Source organism: Rufibacter sp. JT20002 (genome assembly GCF_056491185.1).
The window spans coordinates 331794-347386 of record NZ_JBSZJY010000001.1 but is presented as its reverse complement, the minus strand read 5'-3'; the positions used below and the strand labels follow the sequence as shown (position 1 = coordinate 347386).

Annotated in this window: 15 protein-coding genes; 11 read left to right on the top strand and 4 right to left on the bottom strand. The window is 50.5% G+C overall.

Going from position 1 to position 15593, the window contains the following annotated elements; all coding sequences use genetic code 11:
* Positions 1-53: 53 nt before the first annotated feature.
* A complete protein-coding gene (ctlX, locus tag ACW9SV_RS01415; protein ID WP_479554949.1) occupies positions 54-1007 on the bottom strand; it encodes a citrulline utilization hydrolase CtlX in 954 nt (317 codons plus the stop codon).
* Positions 1008-1214: 207 nt separating this feature from the next.
* Entirely contained in the window at positions 1215-1460 is a 246-nt protein-coding gene (locus tag ACW9SV_RS01410) for a hypothetical protein (protein WP_479554948.1), read from the bottom strand.
* A gap of 613 nt (positions 1461-2073) precedes the next feature.
* Between ACW9SV_RS01410 and ACW9SV_RS01405 the strand changes: the two genes are divergently transcribed.
* From ACW9SV_RS01405 to ACW9SV_RS01385, 5 genes are all read left to right on the top strand, one after another.
* Positions 2074-2844: a 5'-nucleotidase C-terminal domain-containing protein gene (locus ACW9SV_RS01405; RefSeq protein ID WP_479554947.1), complete on the top strand. Its 771-nt coding sequence runs from the start codon at positions 2074-2076 to the stop codon at positions 2842-2844.
* An 82-nt stretch (positions 2845-2926) separates the two neighbouring features.
* Positions 2927-3862, top strand: coding sequence for a bifunctional metallophosphatase/5'-nucleotidase (locus tag ACW9SV_RS01400; protein WP_479554946.1), 936 nt, complete (start codon positions 2927-2929; stop codon positions 3860-3862).
* Between the two features lie 95 nt (positions 3863-3957).
* Complete coding sequence (dnaA, locus tag ACW9SV_RS01395; RefSeq protein ID WP_479554945.1) at positions 3958-5382, top strand: chromosomal replication initiator protein DnaA; 1425 nt, start codon at positions 3958-3960, stop codon at positions 5380-5382.
* A 23-nt stretch (positions 5383-5405) separates the two neighbouring features.
* Positions 5406-5855 (top strand): RrF2 family transcriptional regulator, encoded by a 450-nt coding sequence (locus tag ACW9SV_RS01390; protein ID WP_123125065.1) that lies wholly within the window; start codon positions 5406-5408, stop codon positions 5853-5855.
* 402 nt (positions 5856-6257) lie between these two features.
* Positions 6258-6896 (top strand): peroxiredoxin, encoded by a 639-nt coding sequence (locus ACW9SV_RS01385; RefSeq protein ID WP_210463791.1) that lies wholly within the window; start codon positions 6258-6260, stop codon positions 6894-6896.
* Between the two features lie 109 nt (positions 6897-7005).
* On the opposite strand, the gene ACW9SV_RS01380 is transcribed toward ACW9SV_RS01385, so the two are convergent.
* A complete protein-coding gene (locus tag ACW9SV_RS01380; protein ID WP_479554944.1) occupies positions 7006-7503 on the bottom strand; it encodes a hypothetical protein in 498 nt (165 codons plus the stop codon).
* 64 nt (positions 7504-7567) lie between these two features.
* Entirely contained in the window at positions 7568-8002 is a 435-nt protein-coding gene (locus ACW9SV_RS01375) for an OsmC family peroxiredoxin (RefSeq protein ID WP_479554943.1), read from the bottom strand.
* 315 nt (positions 8003-8317) lie between these two features.
* Here ACW9SV_RS01375 and ACW9SV_RS01370 point away from each other — a divergent pair, with 315 nt between their 5' ends.
* The 6 genes from ACW9SV_RS01370 to ACW9SV_RS01345 all read left to right on the top strand — a co-directional run bounded on the left by ACW9SV_RS01370 (position 8318) and on the right by ACW9SV_RS01345 (position 15528).
* Entirely contained in the window at positions 8318-9817 is a 1500-nt protein-coding gene (locus ACW9SV_RS01370) for a GH3 auxin-responsive promoter family protein (RefSeq protein WP_479554942.1), read from the top strand.
* Positions 9818-9832: 15 nt separating this feature from the next.
* Positions 9833-11110, top strand: a complete 1278-nt coding sequence (locus ACW9SV_RS01365) for a S41 family peptidase (RefSeq protein WP_479554941.1) — start codon at positions 9833-9835, stop codon at positions 11108-11110.
* Between the two features lie 133 nt (positions 11111-11243).
* Entirely contained in the window at positions 11244-12398 is a 1155-nt protein-coding gene (locus ACW9SV_RS01360; RefSeq protein WP_479554940.1) for a 1-deoxy-D-xylulose-5-phosphate reductoisomerase, read from the top strand.
* A gap of 80 nt (positions 12399-12478) precedes the next feature.
* Positions 12479-13792, top strand: coding sequence for an RIP metalloprotease RseP (gene rseP / locus ACW9SV_RS01355; protein ID WP_479554939.1), 1314 nt, complete (start codon positions 12479-12481; stop codon positions 13790-13792).
* Between the two features lie 87 nt (positions 13793-13879).
* Positions 13880-14401, top strand: a complete 522-nt coding sequence (locus ACW9SV_RS01350) for a DUF6702 family protein (protein ID WP_479554938.1) — start codon at positions 13880-13882, stop codon at positions 14399-14401.
* A gap of 296 nt (positions 14402-14697) precedes the next feature.
* Complete coding sequence (locus tag ACW9SV_RS01345) at positions 14698-15528, top strand: hypothetical protein (protein ID WP_479554937.1); 831 nt, start codon at positions 14698-14700, stop codon at positions 15526-15528.
* Positions 15529-15593: the final 65 nt, after the last annotated feature.

Genomic DNA, 15593 nt, shown 5'->3' with positions numbered 1-15593 from the left:
TAATTGTTGTTTTTTTCAATAACAATCAGCAATCAACAATGAACAATCAACAATTAAACAAAGATTTCCGCCAGCATGCAGCGGGCGCTTCCGCCGCCGTGGGCTTCAATGGTGCGCAGGTCAGAGCGTACAATCTTGGTGCGCGCGTTCAGGTCTTCAAACTGGTCTTTGCGCAGGGCTTTGTAGCCTTTGTCAGACATGACCAGCACCGGTTCGCCGGCCTTGTTGCGGATCTGCAGCATGTTGCCCGCCATTTTCTTTACCTGCGCTAATGATAAGTCAATGATCTCTTTGCCCGTGTCTACCAGTGCCTCCAATAAAAGGCCCTGCTCTTCCTCATCGGGGATAGCTTCTAAGCAAACCAGCGCGAAATCGGCACCAATGCTCATGATCACGTTGGTGTGGTAAATGGGCAGACCATTGCCGTCCACCGCATGGAATACCACGGGACGGTAGTCCAGCGCCTCGCAGAAGGCTTGCAGGGGCTCCAGGTGGGTTCGTTCAGAAAGGCAGGCGTAGGCAATCTTATGCTGGCGGTCTAAGACCATACTGCCGGTGCCTTCCAGAAACTTGCCTTCATTCTCAAAGTGGGTGAGGTCAATGACCTGGGTGAACGGCAGGCTGTGCTCTTCCTTTAGTAGGGTTAACAGATCGGGGTGCCGCTCCAGGCGCCGGGTAGGGGAGAGCATGGGGTACAAAACCACCTTGCCGCCTTTGTGGAAGGAAATCCAGTTGTTGGGGAAAACGGCATCAGGGGTGGTGGGATCTTCCACATCGTCCAGCACCACCGCATCTATGCGGGCGGCCCACAGTTTCAACAAAAACTGGTTGAACTCATCCAGTGCTTTCTGTTGCACTTGGGCGGCCGCTCCGTCCGGAACCTCCTGTTGGAAACCGTTGGTGGCTGCCGTCTCGGAGTTAGAGCCAAAGCGCGCGGGACGCACCAGCAGGACTTTGGTGGCTAATGGAACATTGGCGTGCGCAGGTAGTTTGTTTTCGGTTTCCATGGTGATGCCTGAGGTTAGGGTTCTGCAAGATACGCCAAAAAGAGAAATCCTTCACTTCTACTGGCTAAAGGACGCTGCTGGGCTGTTTGCCGGTCTATGGCCGACTTCAGTGAAAGGGCCTAAAAGCAACATCCCCGCTCCAGGCTTTTAAGACCTGAAGCGGGGATGCGTTCTTAAAATATGGGTGTGCCCTCTTGCGGGCTACAACTAAAGAGAAGTTTTAGGCTGCGGCATGACCGCGGCGGTTTTGTTACGCCAGAAGTACCGGAAACAACGGCCCATAATACCTCTGAATCTCTTCGGGAAAGTGGCCCGGCACCAGCGCTTTAACTCCCTGATCTCATGGGTAAGCAACAGCCGCAAGCATTTCCTGAACTCTTTTTCAAACAGCACTACATCAAAACTAACTTTAAGGAGAATGAATTTACTGTACTGTAAATAGGAGGTGTTCATGGTAGTGATGAATTTGGATAGATTTTTTTGGGTGTTATTAAAATCAACTGAAAGCGCAGGCAGCCCTTTTAAAGAAAAGAGATGCGTTGCCAATCAGACCGAGCATTGAGTAGATCCCCAACTGAAGGCTAAACGAGCCTGAGAAATTGGGACATCAAGGGTTGTTGAATACGTGCCGAAGGCGTAACAGTTGCGCCCAACGGCTTGGCCGTGACTCGGCGAAAAGGAGAATGGGGAAAATACTGAGAAGCGTAAAAAAGCGCATTTGAAGCCAACCAGGCCCTTTTATCTTCTTTGCCCTCAGAGGAGTACACGGTTTGATTTTGAACTAGCGTGAATGTCTTTGGACATTTGCGGAGAAGGGGAAGAGGTCTGGTGATTGTGGGCATATGAAGTCTTTGCGCTTATGAACCTATTACGTACCACCTGTCAACTGGAGTGCAACAAGTATAGGTAGAAACTAGTTAAAAGTCAAGAGGTTAAACAGCCTCTGTATAGGCGCCATCCGTTGTTTTTGGAACCGTTTTTGCCAGAAGATGGCCAAACCGTGGCAGAAACCTGGTTGGTTTTTTTAGGCCTGCCCCCGTACCTTTGATAAAATCAGTATTTAAACATGTCTTTATTTTCTTTCCTGCGTCCCCGCCACCTTAGTTTCAGCGTGGGAATTGCCTTGATGCTGACGGGGTGCCAAAAGGAACTGGTGCCTACTGCCAGCCTCTCCCAAAACACCGATATCCCGGTGAACACCCAGATCAGCCCAGATCCCACCGCCGAGAGCACCATCACTCCTTATCGCACTCGTGTAGACCAAACCATGAACGAGGTAATTGGGCAGTCGCCGGCGGCCATAGAGAAAGGAGAGATTGAGTCACCCCTAGGGAATTTCGTGGCCGACCTAAGCCGCACCCAAACCATGGCCGTTTACCGCAAGCCCATTGACATGGGTGGAATGACCAACGGCGGACTGCGTAACCCGCTGGACAAAGGCCCGGTGACCGTAGGCGATGTGTTTGAGATGATGCCCTTCGAGAACGAGATGCTCGTGCTGACGCTTTCCGGCGAGACGGTGCAGGAGTTGTTTGACTTTGCGGCCCGCACCAAAATCCTGTTCATCGGTAACGCCGCCTACACCTCACGCAACAGCAAGGCGCAGGACATTGTAATAGCAGGCAAACCCTTTGATCCGGCCAAGACCTATACCCTGGCCATTTCAGATTACCTGGCCAACGGGGGAGATAACATGGGTTTCCTGAAAAAGGCCTTGAAAGTAGAGAAAACCGGTTTGCTGGCCCGTGACGCCATCATGAAAGAGATAAAGGACCGCACTGCCCAGGGAAAACCAATTGTGTCTGAGAAGGACGGCCGCGTGAAAGTGGTGAACTAGATTTTGGAATTTGGAGATGAGAAGATTTGAAAAGTGATCCATCTCCAGATTTCCACCTCTCCCAATCTTCAAAGTAGAACATATGAATCGTCGCGATTTTATAAAGAATACAATGGCCGGTACCGCCGGTTTGGCCTTGTTGGGTCTGCCTAGTATAGGCAGTGCCGCGGCCGCTCCTATAAAACTCACTATCCTGCACACCAATGACATGCACTCCCGCATTGACCCGTTCCCCAACGACGGGCGCAAAAACGGCGGCTTGGGCGGCATGGCTCGCCGGGCGACGCTGGTAAAGCAGATCAGGGCGCAGGAGTCCAATGTGCTGTTGCTGGATGCCGGGGATATCTGGCAGGGAACACCTTATTTCAACTTCTTTGGGGGTGAACTAGAGTACAAACTCATGACCCAGATGGGCTATGACGCCGCCACGCTGGGCAACCATGACTTTGACAATGGCTTGGAAGGATTGCAGAAACAGCTTCCGCACGCCGGATTCCCGTTCCTCATTGCCAACTATGATTTCTCAGACACTATCCTGAAGGGGCGTTTTCAGCCTTATAAAGTATTTGTGAAGGAAGGCGTGCGCGTGGGCGTGTTTGGGTTAGGCATTCAGTTGGCCGGTTTGGTAGCTGATAACAACATTGGCGGCACTAAATACCTTGATCCCGTAGAAACAGCCCAGAAAATGGTGAAAACGCTTCGGGAGCAGGAGAACGTAGATTTGGTGATCTGCCTTTCGCACCTGGGCTACACTTATGAATATGAAAAGATAAACGACCGGAAACTGGCCCAGCAGGTAAACGGCATTGACCTCATCATTGGCGGTCACACCCACACGTTCCTGGATGAGCCGGAGAAATTCACCCACGCAGACGGTCACGTGACCTTGGTAAACCAGGTAGGTTGGTCGGGCATCAACCTGGGCCGGATAGATTTTACCTTCAATCGGAAAAGCAAGTCTAAAACGGCCACAACGGCTTCTGTGCTGCCTTTGAATGACCGTGTCATAAATTCGTAATCTTCAAGTTTTTTTCTCTCAAGTTTTTTTCCATTTTTGTAACCCCCTGAAAAATTCGTCACTCAACTAAAGCGGGATTGGAAGAAGCGATGTTAATGGTAAAAGACTGTACAACCGTCTGGCATAACTGTTTACAGGTTATCAAAGACAATATTGGCGAGCAGAGCTACAAAACGTGGTTCGAGCCGATCGTGCCATTGTCTTTGTCCGGAAACGTACTCACAATACAGGTGCCCAGCCAATTCTTCTATGAGTGGCTGGAAGAGCACTATGTGGGTCTCCTGAAGAAGGTGGTGTTCCAGGAACTGGGCAGCGAAGGCCGTCTGGAATACTCTATTATTGTAGACCAGGGCAACGACCATAGCAAGCCGCAGACGGTAAACATCCCTACCAAGAAGGTGCCTACGGCGGTTGCCAACTCGTACCGCCCAGAGCAGAGCTTCCTGAAGAACCCTTTTGAGTCGAAGGCCATTGACCGGCACTTCTTCAATTCGCAGCTGAATCAGAGCTACACCTTTGAGAACTACATTGAGGGAGACTGCAACCGCCTGGCGCGCTCAGCGGGGTATGCGGTTGCCAACAAACCAGGAACCACGTCCTTCAACCCCCTCATGGTGTACGGCGGCGTAGGATTGGGCAAGACCCACCTGGTGCAAGCCATCGGTAACCACATCAAAGGCAACAACCCAGACAAATTCGTGCTGTATGTGTCTTCTGAGAAATTCGTGAACCAGTTCATTGAGTCTCTGAAAACCAACAGCGTACAGGATTTCGCTAACTTCTACCTGCTGGTAGACATTCTCATCATTGACGATGTGCAGTTCCTGAGCGGGAAAGAGAAAACCCAGGAGATGTTCTTCCACATCTTCAACCACCTGCATCAAAGCGGCAAGCAGATTGTGATGACCTCAGACTGCCCGCCACGTGACCTGAAAGGCTTGGAAGAGCGTTTGTTGTCCCGCTTCAAGTGGGGTTTGACCGCCGATTTGCAGAGCCCGGATTTTGAGACGCGTATGGCCATCATCTACAAAAAGATGCAGTCAGACGGAATCCACATCCCTGATAATGTGATTGAGTACCTGGCCTACAGCGTGGATACCAACGTGCGGGAACTGGAAGGTGTGTTGATTTCGTTAATAGCACAGTCCTCCTTGAACCGCAAAGAGATTGACCTGGAATTGGCGAAAGCGGCCCTGAAACACATTATTGAAGATGTGGAGACGGAGGTGAACCTGGACTTTATCCAGAAAACCGTGGCTGAGTATTTCCAGGTGAGTTTGGATTCCCTTAAAGCCAAGACCCGTAAGAAAGAGATTGTGACGGCCCGCCAGGTGGCCATGTACTTTGCAAAAGAGTACACCAGCCACTCGCTCAAGTCCATCGGGTACCACTTTGGGGGCCGCGACCATTCTACAGTAATTCACTCGGTGCAGACAGTGTCAGACCTGATTGACACCGATAAAAAATTCAAGGCTTCTATTCAGGAGCTACAGAAGAAGTTCAAGGTGAAGGCGGTTTAATAACGCGTTTTCTCTACCCTTATATGATTTCAAAAAAGGCCAAGTACGCCCTCAAAGCACTTCTTTATTTGGCGAAGCAGCATGACCGCGGTCTGGTGCTGATCTCTGAGATTGCCGCCGCAGAGCGTATCCCGCGCAAGTTCCTGGAAGCCATTCTGGTGGATTTGAAGGTGCAGCAGATTGTGCAAAGCACCCGCGGCAAGAACGGTGGCTATACTTTGGTGAAAGACCCTGCGCAGATCTCGGTAGGAAATGTGATTAGAATGGTAGACGGCCCTTTGGCGCCTGTCCATTGTGTAAGCCATCTCTACTACCGTAAATGCGAGGAGTGCGTAGACGAGGCCACCTGCGAAATCCGCCTGCTCATGAAGCGCGTGCGGGACGCCACCTGTGATATCCTGGACACCACTTACCTGGCAGATTTCTCCAAAGTAACCGCGCTCGTGGTGGAGGAAGAAGCAAACCAGATTTAATTTTGATCACCTTTCTTGATGCTGTTTTGAGCCTTTTTTATCAAAGGGACTTAAAACAGCATTTTCTTTTAAACAGGTGAAAGGTCCCTTTCGTGTAATAATGCGTTTCTCGTCTCAGGTTAGGCTTCACTCTACTCTTTAACGTTTGAGTTTCGTGGATGATAACAGCCAAGATGAGTGAAAACCTTTGTTGAAGGAAATAGAGGCTTAATGGCATAATCCTTATGAAGTTGATAAGTTCCTTTCTGTTTAGTTGGATTTCTAGTAATTGGTCTCTTTATTTGTCTACTTCATCTATAGAGTTTCTTTAAACCCGCCACTGTTTTGGAGGTGTTTTGAAAGGGAATGGATGAAAGGAAGATTGTTTGTATTTGATTTTTCAAGATTATAAAAGACGAAACCATGGCATTACGATTAGGCGACATCGCTCCTGATTTCACGGCAGAAACGTCAGAGGGTACCATCAATTTCCATGAGTGGATTGGCGATGGATGGGCGGTATTGTTCTCGCACCCGCGCGACTATACACCGGTTTGTACCACTGAGTTGGGTGCCGTAGCCCGCATTAAAGATGAGTTTGACCGCAGAGGCGTAAAAGTGGCTGCTTTAAGTGTAGACCCTATTGATTCTCACCACGGCTGGATTCAGGACATCAACGAGACGCAGAATACCACTGTCAATTTTCCTATCATCGCTGATGCAGACCGGAAAGTTTCTGATTTGTATGACATGATTCACCCTAACGCCAGCGATACCTTCACCGTGCGTTCTGTGTTCATCATCGGGCCAGACAAGAAAGTGAAACTGATCTTCACGTATCCGGCTTCAACCGGGCGTAATTTCGCGGAGATCCTGCGCGTGATTGATTCTTTGCAGTTAACCGCTAACCACAGCGTAGCTACGCCAGCGAACTGGGAAAATGGCCAGGATTGCGTGATTCTTCCATCAGTAAAGCAGGAAGAAGTGGAAGCCAAGTTCCCGAAAGGGCACGTGGTAGTGAAACCCTATCTGCGTCTTACGCCTCAGCCAAACCTGAACTAAGGCCTTGGCACAAGCATAAACAAACAGGCATAAAATGAAAACGGCCACTCTGCAAAGAGTGGCCGTTTTCATTTTATGCCTGTTTGTAAAAAAGTAAGGCAAATTTAGTTTACCTGCGGGCAGGGGTAGAAGTATCTGTAACAGGTATCGCGTGCCGGTCGGCTACTTCCATAAGTTTCGATTTCGCAATCTGTTGCCCCTTGCGGGTACTGATGAGTTTCAGGTTCACCTGGCACTTGCTTCCGTCACGCATGGAGAAGCGGGCCTGGGCATTGTTCAAGCTGATTCCCAACACATCTTGCAGGTGAATAGCAATCTTCTTCTTAAAATGCCCGCGTTTCTCTACCACGTAAGCCGGGGTAATCTCCAGGTAAGACTGCTGCCCAAACAAAGAGGTATTCTGCGCCAGAATGAACAGCAGGTAGCCAAAAGCCAGAATCAGGAAGACATAATGGATAAAGTGGCGGTCGTTGGTTGAGTTATCGGGCTCCGTGAAAATAAGGAACAACCCGTAAGTCATCCACAGCAACACCAGGGCCAACTGCACCCCGAAAGAAATTTTGTGGTCACGTGATGGCCGCAACCCAACTCTAGCCAATGATCTCATGCAATACAATTATTGGGCAAAGATAGTGAAATTTTGATACTCGCCCCGAGGTCCGTGCCGCAGATTAAGCGCCTTTTAACGTGGCGGTCAGAGTCATTTCAGGCACAGAAGCCAAGGCTCTGGAAATAGGGCAGCCCGACTTGGCTTTTTGAGCCAGTTCCTGTAACTCATCATTGGAGAGGCCGGGGGCTTCTACTTCGGTGGTCAGGTCAATCTTCCGGATGAAAGGCCCGTTGTCCTGTCCTAGATGCACTTTGGCCTGGGTTCTTACCGAGGTGGCTTTTTTGCCGGCGCCTTCCAGAAGGCTGCTCAGGAACATGGAAAAACAGCCTGCGTGCGCGGCGCCTACCAATTCCTCTGGGTTAGTGCCGGTTACGTCTTCCTCAAAGCGCGAGCCAAAAGAATACCGGGCATCCAAGGTGCCACTTTGGGTAGAAACTGTTCCTTTTCCGTCTTTCAGGCCGCCTTCCCAGACGCCTGTACCTGTGTTATTTGCCATAGTTTTATGAATTGGTGATGGTTTCCTCCAAATTACTAAATTATTGGCCATTTGGTTATAAGGGTACGGTGTACCGCAGGAAACTTCTGTGCGTTTAGTTGATAAGAGTTACTAACACGATTCTGAAGCACTTGGAAGCTGCCCTCGGTTTTCTGGCCAGATTTCTGAAAACAGCCTTAAAAGCAAAAGAGAACCCGGCTTAAAAGAACTTCGGTAAGATTGCTATCTTTACTCCCCTTCAAAGGTGAAATTTCTGGGAACACCAGTGTTTTCTTTGAAGGTTCTTGGGGTATTTCTCACTAGAAAAGGATCTACATGGGTATAAAAGCGTTCTTGAGTAAACCTTTGGCCGCGTGGGTGCATGCCCGGCAGCAGAGTTGGATGGAGAATCCGGCCCAGGCCCAGCAGCAAGTGTTTCAGTCCATCACCCGGAAAGCCGCGAACACCGCCTTTGGGAAAGACCATTATTTCAAGGACATCCAGACCCCCCAGGAATTTGCCCAAGCCGTACCCGTACGCGACTACGAGACCCTGCGCCCGTACTTTGACCGCCTGAAACAGGGCGAGAAAGATGTAGTGTGGCCGGGGCAGCCCCTGTATTTCGCCAAGACATCGGGCACCACCTCGGGCACCAAGTACATTCCCATCACGCAGGATTCTATCCCAAATCACATAAACGGAGCCAAAAACGCTCTTCTGAATTACATCCAAGAAACAGGCCGGTCCCAATTCCTGGACGGCAAGTTGATCTTTCTGAGCGGTAGTCCGGTGCTGGAGCAGATAGCGGGCATTAACACGGGCAGGTTGTCTGGCATTGTAAACCACCACATTCCGGGGTATCTGCGCACAAACCAGCTGCCCAGTTTTGCGACCAACTGCATTGAAGACTGGGAAACCAAGCTGGATGCCATTGTAAACGAGACCATTGACCAGCGCATGACGCTCATCTCGGGCATCCCGCCGTGGGTGCAGATGTACTTTGATAAAATCATGTCGCGCACGGGCAAGCAGATCAAAGACGTGTTTCCTGACTTCAACCTGTTTGTGTACGGGGGCGTCAATTTCGCGCCTTACCGCACCAAGCTGTTTGAAAGCATCGGCCGCAAGATTGATTCCATTGAGACGTTTCCAGCCTCCGAGGGCTTCATCGCCTATCAAAATAAGCAGGAGGACCCCGGCTTACTTCTATTGGCCGACAGTGGCATCTTCTACGAGTTTATCCCCGCCGAAGAATACCACCATCCCAACCCGCGCCGGCTTACCTTAGGCGAGGTGAAAACGGGTGTCAATTACGCGCTCATCATCAACAGCAATGCCGGACTTTGGGGCTATTCTATTGGTGACACGGTGAAGTTTACCTCGCTGTTTCCGCACAAACTGGTGGTGAGCGGGCGGTTGAAGCATTTCATCTCGGCGTTTGGGGAACATGTGATTGGCGAGGAGGTGGAAGGTGCGTTGCAGGAGGCCATGAAGGAGTTTCCAGAAGTTGCCGTAACCGAATTCACCGTGGCCCCTTACGTGAGCCAGGGCGAAGGCGCCTCTTACCATGAGTGGTTCATTGCTTTTGATACACCCCCGCATGACCCTGAACGGTTCGCCAAAGCCCTGAACTGGCATCTGCGCCGCCGGAACAGCTACTATGATGACCTTATCTCCGGCAACATTCTGACTACTTTGAAAGTGACGGCCCTGCCGCCAGACGCCTTTCAGCAGTACATGAAGCGCCAGGGGAAATTGGGTGGGCAGAACAAAGTGCCCCGCTTGAGCAATGATAGGACCCTAGCCGATGGCTTGTTGGAAGCCATGCATCACTAGAATAACTTATTCAAGATGAAGTACGCGGTGACTTTTTGGTTGGCTTTCTGGCCAGTGGCGTTTCTCTTTGGGCAAGGCACTACCCTGACAAAGGAGCAGTACCGCGAGGATTTCACTTATTTCTGGAAAACCATTGCCGAAGACTACTGTTACTTTGATAAAAAGCAAACCGATTGGGACAAGGCCAAAGAGATTTACCTGCGCCAGGTAGACACAGTTTCCACCAGAAGTCAGTTTGTTTCGATGCTGGAACGGGCCTTTCACGAGCTTTATGACCACCACGCCTCCCTGAACACCAACACCAACCTGTCCTCGCGGCTTGTTCCCTCCGGTACCGATGTCTGGGCGGAGTTTGTCCAGGGCAAGCCCATGGTTTTAGAGGTTAGAAAAGGATTTGGGGTTGAAAACGTGGGGATCAAAGCGGGGATGGAGATCGTCTCAGTGAATGACGTTTCCGTAGCCTCCGCTTTAGAGCCGTTTTTAGGAAAATCCCTGAAAAACGTTGACGTGGAGGCGAAGAACTATGCCCTTAGAATGGTTCTGGCCGGAAACCACGTGCAACCCCGGAAGATCACTGTAAGGGAAAACGGAAAGCTACTCACCTTTTATCCAGATGCCCCCAAGATGCTGCTGGAAAACATTCAATACCCCAGTAAGGTGGAAGGACGCAACCTGAACGGCATCGGGTACATCAAAATTAACAACTGCCTGTTTGACAATAGCCTTATTACGGCATTTGACAGCGTGCTGGCCTCCCTGGAGCAGACCAGTTCCCTAGTGCTGGATCTTAGGGAGACGCCAAGCGGCGGCAATACCACCGTGGCGAGGGCTATTCTGGGCAGGTTCATTTCCAAAGACCAGTTTTACCAGAAGCACGAGCTAACCGCCGAAGAACGGCAATTCGGGATAAAACGCAGCTGGGTGGAAATTGCCTCGCCGAGAGGAAAAGTGTACTCCAAACCCGTGGCGGTGTTGGTAAGCCATTGGACGGGCAGCGTGGGGGAGGGCATCACCATCGCGTTTGACGGCATGAAAAGGGCTACTACCATCGGTGCTAAGCTGGCGGGGTTGAATGGAGCTATCTATTCGTACCAAATGCCCAATACCAAAATCGGGTTTTCCTTTCCGGTGGAGAAACTGTTCCATATCAATGGGACGGCTCGGGAATCTTACACGCCCAACATCCTGATAGACTTCGCGAAGGAAAAGGACGGGCAAGAAACAGATGTGGTGCTGCAAAGGGCTGTTCTGTTTTTAAGCCAAAAAAGCAAAGCCACCCCAAAACCTAAGTAAAAACCGATTACCCTCCGGAAGCGGGTGCTAGAAGGCTTTTGAGGGACGTTTATTCAACCGTATGACCGCCACAAACTCCGGTTTTTAACCTAATTTTGTAAAACAGCCGCTAAAAGGCCATTGACTTTACTACATGAAGAAACGAGTAGCCATTCTTGGCTCTACGGGCTCCATCGGGACACAGGCGTTGGAAGTAATCCAGACGCAGCCAGATGCGTTTGAGATAGAAGTGCTCACTGCCCATTCCAATGCCAATCTGTTGATTGCGCAAGCTATTGCTTTTCAGCCCAACGCCGTGGTGATCACGCAGGAGGATTTGTACGAGGCAGTGCGCGACGCTTTGGAAACCTACCCTATTAAAGTGTACGCGGGCATGAACGCCGTGAATAGCGTAGTGCAGATGGACTCGGTAGACATTGTGCTCACGGCCATGGTAGGGTACGCCGGTTTGCAACCCACCATCAAAGCCATTGAAGCAGGCAAGAACATTGCGTTGGCAAACAAGGAAACCCTAGTGGTGGCCGGCCAGCTGATCACCCAATTGGCTCGGGAGAAAGGCGTGAACATTTATCCCGTAGACTCAGAGCACAGCGCTATTTTCCAGTGTTTGGCGGGCGAGTTTCACAACCCTATTGAAAAGATCATTTTAACGGCTTCCGGCGGCCCGTTCAGGGGAAAAGACCGTTCGTTTCTGCAAACCGTCACCAAAGCGCAGGCCCTGAAACACCCCAATTGGGAGATGGGCGCCAAAATCACCATTGACTCGGCCTCGCTCATGAACAAGGGCCTGGAGGTGATTGAGGCCAAGTGGCTCTTCGGGTTGCGCAATGACCAGATAGAAGTAGTGGTGCATCCGCAATCTATTGTGCATTCGCTCGTTCAGTTTGAGGACGGCTCGCTCAAAGCACAGATGGGGCTACCAGACATGAAGTTGCCAATCCAATACGCCTTACACTATCCGCAGCGCTTGAAATCCAATTACCCCAGGTTCAATTTCCTGGATTATCCGCAGCTCACCTTTGAGAAGCCAGATATGGAGACGTTCCGGAACCTGCAGTTGGCCTTTGAGGCGATGGAACGAGGCGGAAACGCGCCTTGTATCCTGAATGCCGCCAATGAAGTAGCCGTTGCGGCCTTCCTGCGCGAGGAAGTGGGCTTTTTGGAGATGTCTGACCTCATCTCTGACTGTCTCGCTAAAGTTGCGTATATTGCCGAGCCTTCTTTGGACGACTTTGTGCAAACCGACCAAGAAGCCCGCCAAGTAGCGTTAAGCTTGATGCAGGCGTAATCTTTACCCAACACATTCGACAAATAAAGTACCGGGCTAAACTAGCGTTTGCCTTGGTATAGACCTTATAAACACAGTAGATGGAAGCATTAGTAATGGCCGGCCAGTTAATCCTGGGCCTGACCATCTTAGTAGGAATACATGAATTAGGGCACATGCTCACGGCCAAATGGTTTGGGATGCGCGTGGAGAAATACGCCATCGGGTTTCCGCCCAAACTGGTAAGCAAGCAAGTAGGGGAGACCGAGTACATGATTGGCATGATCCCGTTGGGCGGTTTCGTGAAAATCTCGGGGATGATTGACGAGTCTCTGGACACGGCTACCCTCAACCAGGAGCCTGAGCCTTGGGAATTTAGAGCCAAACCAGCCTGGCAGCGCCTCATTGTGATGATGGGTGGGATCATCTTCAACGTGATCACCGGTATCATCATCTTCGCGGCCCTTACCTATATGTACGGCGAGAGCTACCTGTTAGCCAAAGACGTGCAGTACGGCATTGAGACCAATGAGATTGGCGAACAGATGGGCCTCCGCGATGGCGACAAAATAGTAGCCGTTAACGGAAAACCCCTGGTTGAATTCCAGGACGTGTACGACCCGGATGTACTGTTAGGTAAAAACGGCTCTTACACCGTAGACCGCAATGGCCAGCAGGTGCAGGTGCCGGTGCCAGCCAACCTGATTGATAAACTAGCTGATGGAGATAAGGTAGGCTTCATCATGGCTCGCGAGCCGTTTGCCGTGGAAGCCGTGAAAGCGAAAAGCCCGGCCTCAGCCGCTGGCTTACAGCCTGGTGACCGCATCACCCACATCGGGAACCAGTCGGTACAGTTCTTCCATGAGTTTCAGCAGACACTGCAGGCGAACAAAGGGAAAGCGGTAACGCTTCAGGTAGAGCGCGGTGGTAAACCGGTCACCCTGAAAACCACCGTGGACGAAGATGGTACCATTGGGTTCTATCCTAGATTGTTGTTGCCAAGAGCTACCCGTGAATACAGCCTGGCCGGTGCTATTCCGGTAGGGGCTGAGAAAGCTTTCTCGGTGATCACCACTAACATCAAGGGCTTCGCGAAGATCTTCAGAGCCGAGGTGTCTCCTTCTAAAGCCCTGAGCGGCCCTATCGGGATTGCCCAGATTTTTGGTGGAAACTTTTCCTGGATTAACTTCTGGGCCATTACCGCCATGCTTTCCATGGTGTTGGCCTTCATGAACTTCCTACCCATCCCCGCTCTGGACGGCGGACACGTGATGTTCCTGACCTACGAGATCATCTCGGGCCGCAAGCCTTCAGACAAGTTCCTGGAAAATGCCCAGAAAGTAGGCATGGTCTTGTTGTTGGGCTTGATGGGATTTGCTATCTTTAATGACTTCTTTAAGTTGTTGTTCAAATAGTTAGAGCCATAAGTACGGTTCTGTTGATAAAAAATTGCCTGAGAAGACGCAAGATAACTGCGTCTTTCTCTGTTTGTAGGGATAAGAATGAGAACGAACATAAAAAGAACGGTGGGTGCTTCCTTTTGGCTGGCCTTACTAATAGGGATGTTGTCTCCGCTAGCCGGTTGGGCGCATGATTTCCACACCAGCATCACCGATGCGCGGTACAATCCCAAAAACCAAACTTATGAGCTTTCGGTGCGGGTGTTCGCCGATGACCTGGAAGAAGCCCTTACCCGCCGGCATAAAACCACCATTCGGTTAGACCGGTCAGAACGCGTGAATAAGCTGATGGCCGAATACCTGCAATCGCATCTGGCCATCTCTACGGTGAAAGGAACCCGCGTTCCCCAGAAATTCATAGGAGCCCAGGAAGAAGCCGATGCCATTTGGCTGCACCTGGAGATTCCGGCGGGGAAAGCCCCTGCTGGCCAGCTGTGGGTCCAAAACGCCCTTTTGATGGAGGTCTTTGACGATCAAACCAATATCATGAACCTGGAGATCTCCGGTAAAAAACGCTCGGTGCTTTGTCGTGCTGGCGAAACCCAGCAAACAGTAGCGCTTTAAGCTTTTACAGAAATTAAGAGGAAAAGGAGTAGGGGTTGGCCCTGCTTTGGGTATCCCATAAAGAAAGTATCCGCGCAGAAAGCTGGCCGTAGATTTTTGCAGAGGAATGGAAGGGTAAAAGACCCGAAAAGTAAATAGGACCTTATCAACCTGCCCGGGAAGATGCAAGATAGAAGTAGTTTTATCTGATTCCTGCCGGTGCTGATTACGTTTATGATGCTGTTTGTTGTCTCGCAGAGGAGCAAGGATTGTGGAAGGGAGAAGAGGCAGGTGAATGTAAATTTTAGTAACACTTTATGAGAAAAAGCTTTCTTAGGGCAATGGGTTTATTGGTAGGATTGGGAGCCAGCAGCTGTTCCTCTGTGTACATGCCCAATGTACCCAATACCCCTATGTTAACGTCCAAAGGAGAACTAAGTACCAGTGGGCACATCACCCTAAAAGGAAATGCCAGTTTTAACTCTGCTTATGCCGTTACAGACCACGTGGGCGTGCTGCTAAGCGGAGCCATGATGAACAACAACAACAGCAAGAAAGACTTCCGCCATAACCTACTGGAGGCAGGTGGTGGCTATTTTACCACCTTCGGGCCTAACCAGAACCGGGTGCTGGAAGTTTACGCCGGAATAGGCCAAGGCAGCAGTGACCGTACGTTCAAAGACAAAACTTCTGAAGGCCTTACCACCTATGACCGGCAGGAAACTACCTTCAACAAGTATTTCATGCAGGTAAACTACTCGTCCAAGAAAAAGCGCATGCTGAAACTCTTCGGGAACGAGCATTTCCTGAACTATGGCACCGCCCTACGGCTAAGCTACCTCAACATGAGTGAGTTTGTGCGGAACGACATTAAACAGCCCACCGAGGATAACATCTTCTTTGAGCCTATCTTCTACACCCGCATGTCTTTGACGCCTTCCATCCAGCTCCAATACACCAGCGGCAGCAACTTCGGGCTGAAGAACCGGGATTTCATGACGGCCGGTAACTCGGTTTTTAGCATCGGGTTTATTGTGAACGTGGGTGGCAAAAAGCTGAAACAAGACGCTCCTAGGCCAGAAGACAGAACTCCAGCTATCCCGCCGCTCCCTAAATGGAATAAGAAGGGTAACACGATAAAGCTGTAAGCCGGTGTTTAGTCCCGGTCCAGAAGAATTGGTTTCATTTGGGATGGAATAATCCTGTTAAGGCT

What these genes read in the sequence shown, in the direction of transcription:
- ctlX (WP_479554949.1), bottom strand. Translation starts at nt 1,007, where the DNA reads ATGGAAACCGAAAACAAACTACCTGCGCACGCCAATGTTCCATTAGCC.
- ACW9SV_RS01410 (WP_479554948.1), bottom strand. Translation starts at nt 1,460, where the DNA reads ATGAACACCTCCTATTTACAGTACAGTAAATTCATTCTCCTTAAAGTT.
- ACW9SV_RS01405 (WP_479554947.1), top strand. Translation starts at nt 2,074, where the DNA reads ATGTCTTTATTTTCTTTCCTGCGTCCCCGCCACCTTAGTTTCAGCGTG.
- ACW9SV_RS01400 (WP_479554946.1), top strand. Translation starts at nt 2,927, where the DNA reads ATGAATCGTCGCGATTTTATAAAGAATACAATGGCCGGTACCGCCGGT.
- dnaA (WP_479554945.1), top strand. Translation starts at nt 3,958, where the DNA reads ATGGTAAAAGACTGTACAACCGTCTGGCATAACTGTTTACAGGTTATC.
- ACW9SV_RS01390 (WP_123125065.1), top strand. Translation starts at nt 5,406, where the DNA reads ATGATTTCAAAAAAGGCCAAGTACGCCCTCAAAGCACTTCTTTATTTG.
- ACW9SV_RS01385 (WP_210463791.1), top strand. Translation starts at nt 6,258, where the DNA reads ATGGCATTACGATTAGGCGACATCGCTCCTGATTTCACGGCAGAAACG.
- ACW9SV_RS01380 (WP_479554944.1), bottom strand. Translation starts at nt 7,503, where the DNA reads ATGAGATCATTGGCTAGAGTTGGGTTGCGGCCATCACGTGACCACAAA.
- ACW9SV_RS01375 (WP_479554943.1), bottom strand. Translation starts at nt 8,002, where the DNA reads ATGGCAAATAACACAGGTACAGGCGTCTGGGAAGGCGGCCTGAAAGAC.
- ACW9SV_RS01370 (WP_479554942.1), top strand. Translation starts at nt 8,318, where the DNA reads ATGGGTATAAAAGCGTTCTTGAGTAAACCTTTGGCCGCGTGGGTGCAT.
- ACW9SV_RS01365 (WP_479554941.1), top strand. Translation starts at nt 9,833, where the DNA reads ATGAAGTACGCGGTGACTTTTTGGTTGGCTTTCTGGCCAGTGGCGTTT.
- ACW9SV_RS01360 (WP_479554940.1), top strand. Translation starts at nt 11,244, where the DNA reads ATGAAGAAACGAGTAGCCATTCTTGGCTCTACGGGCTCCATCGGGACA.
- rseP (WP_479554939.1), top strand. Translation starts at nt 12,479, where the DNA reads ATGGAAGCATTAGTAATGGCCGGCCAGTTAATCCTGGGCCTGACCATC.
- ACW9SV_RS01350 (WP_479554938.1), top strand. Translation starts at nt 13,880, where the DNA reads ATGAGAACGAACATAAAAAGAACGGTGGGTGCTTCCTTTTGGCTGGCC.
- ACW9SV_RS01345 (WP_479554937.1), top strand. Translation starts at nt 14,698, where the DNA reads ATGAGAAAAAGCTTTCTTAGGGCAATGGGTTTATTGGTAGGATTGGGA.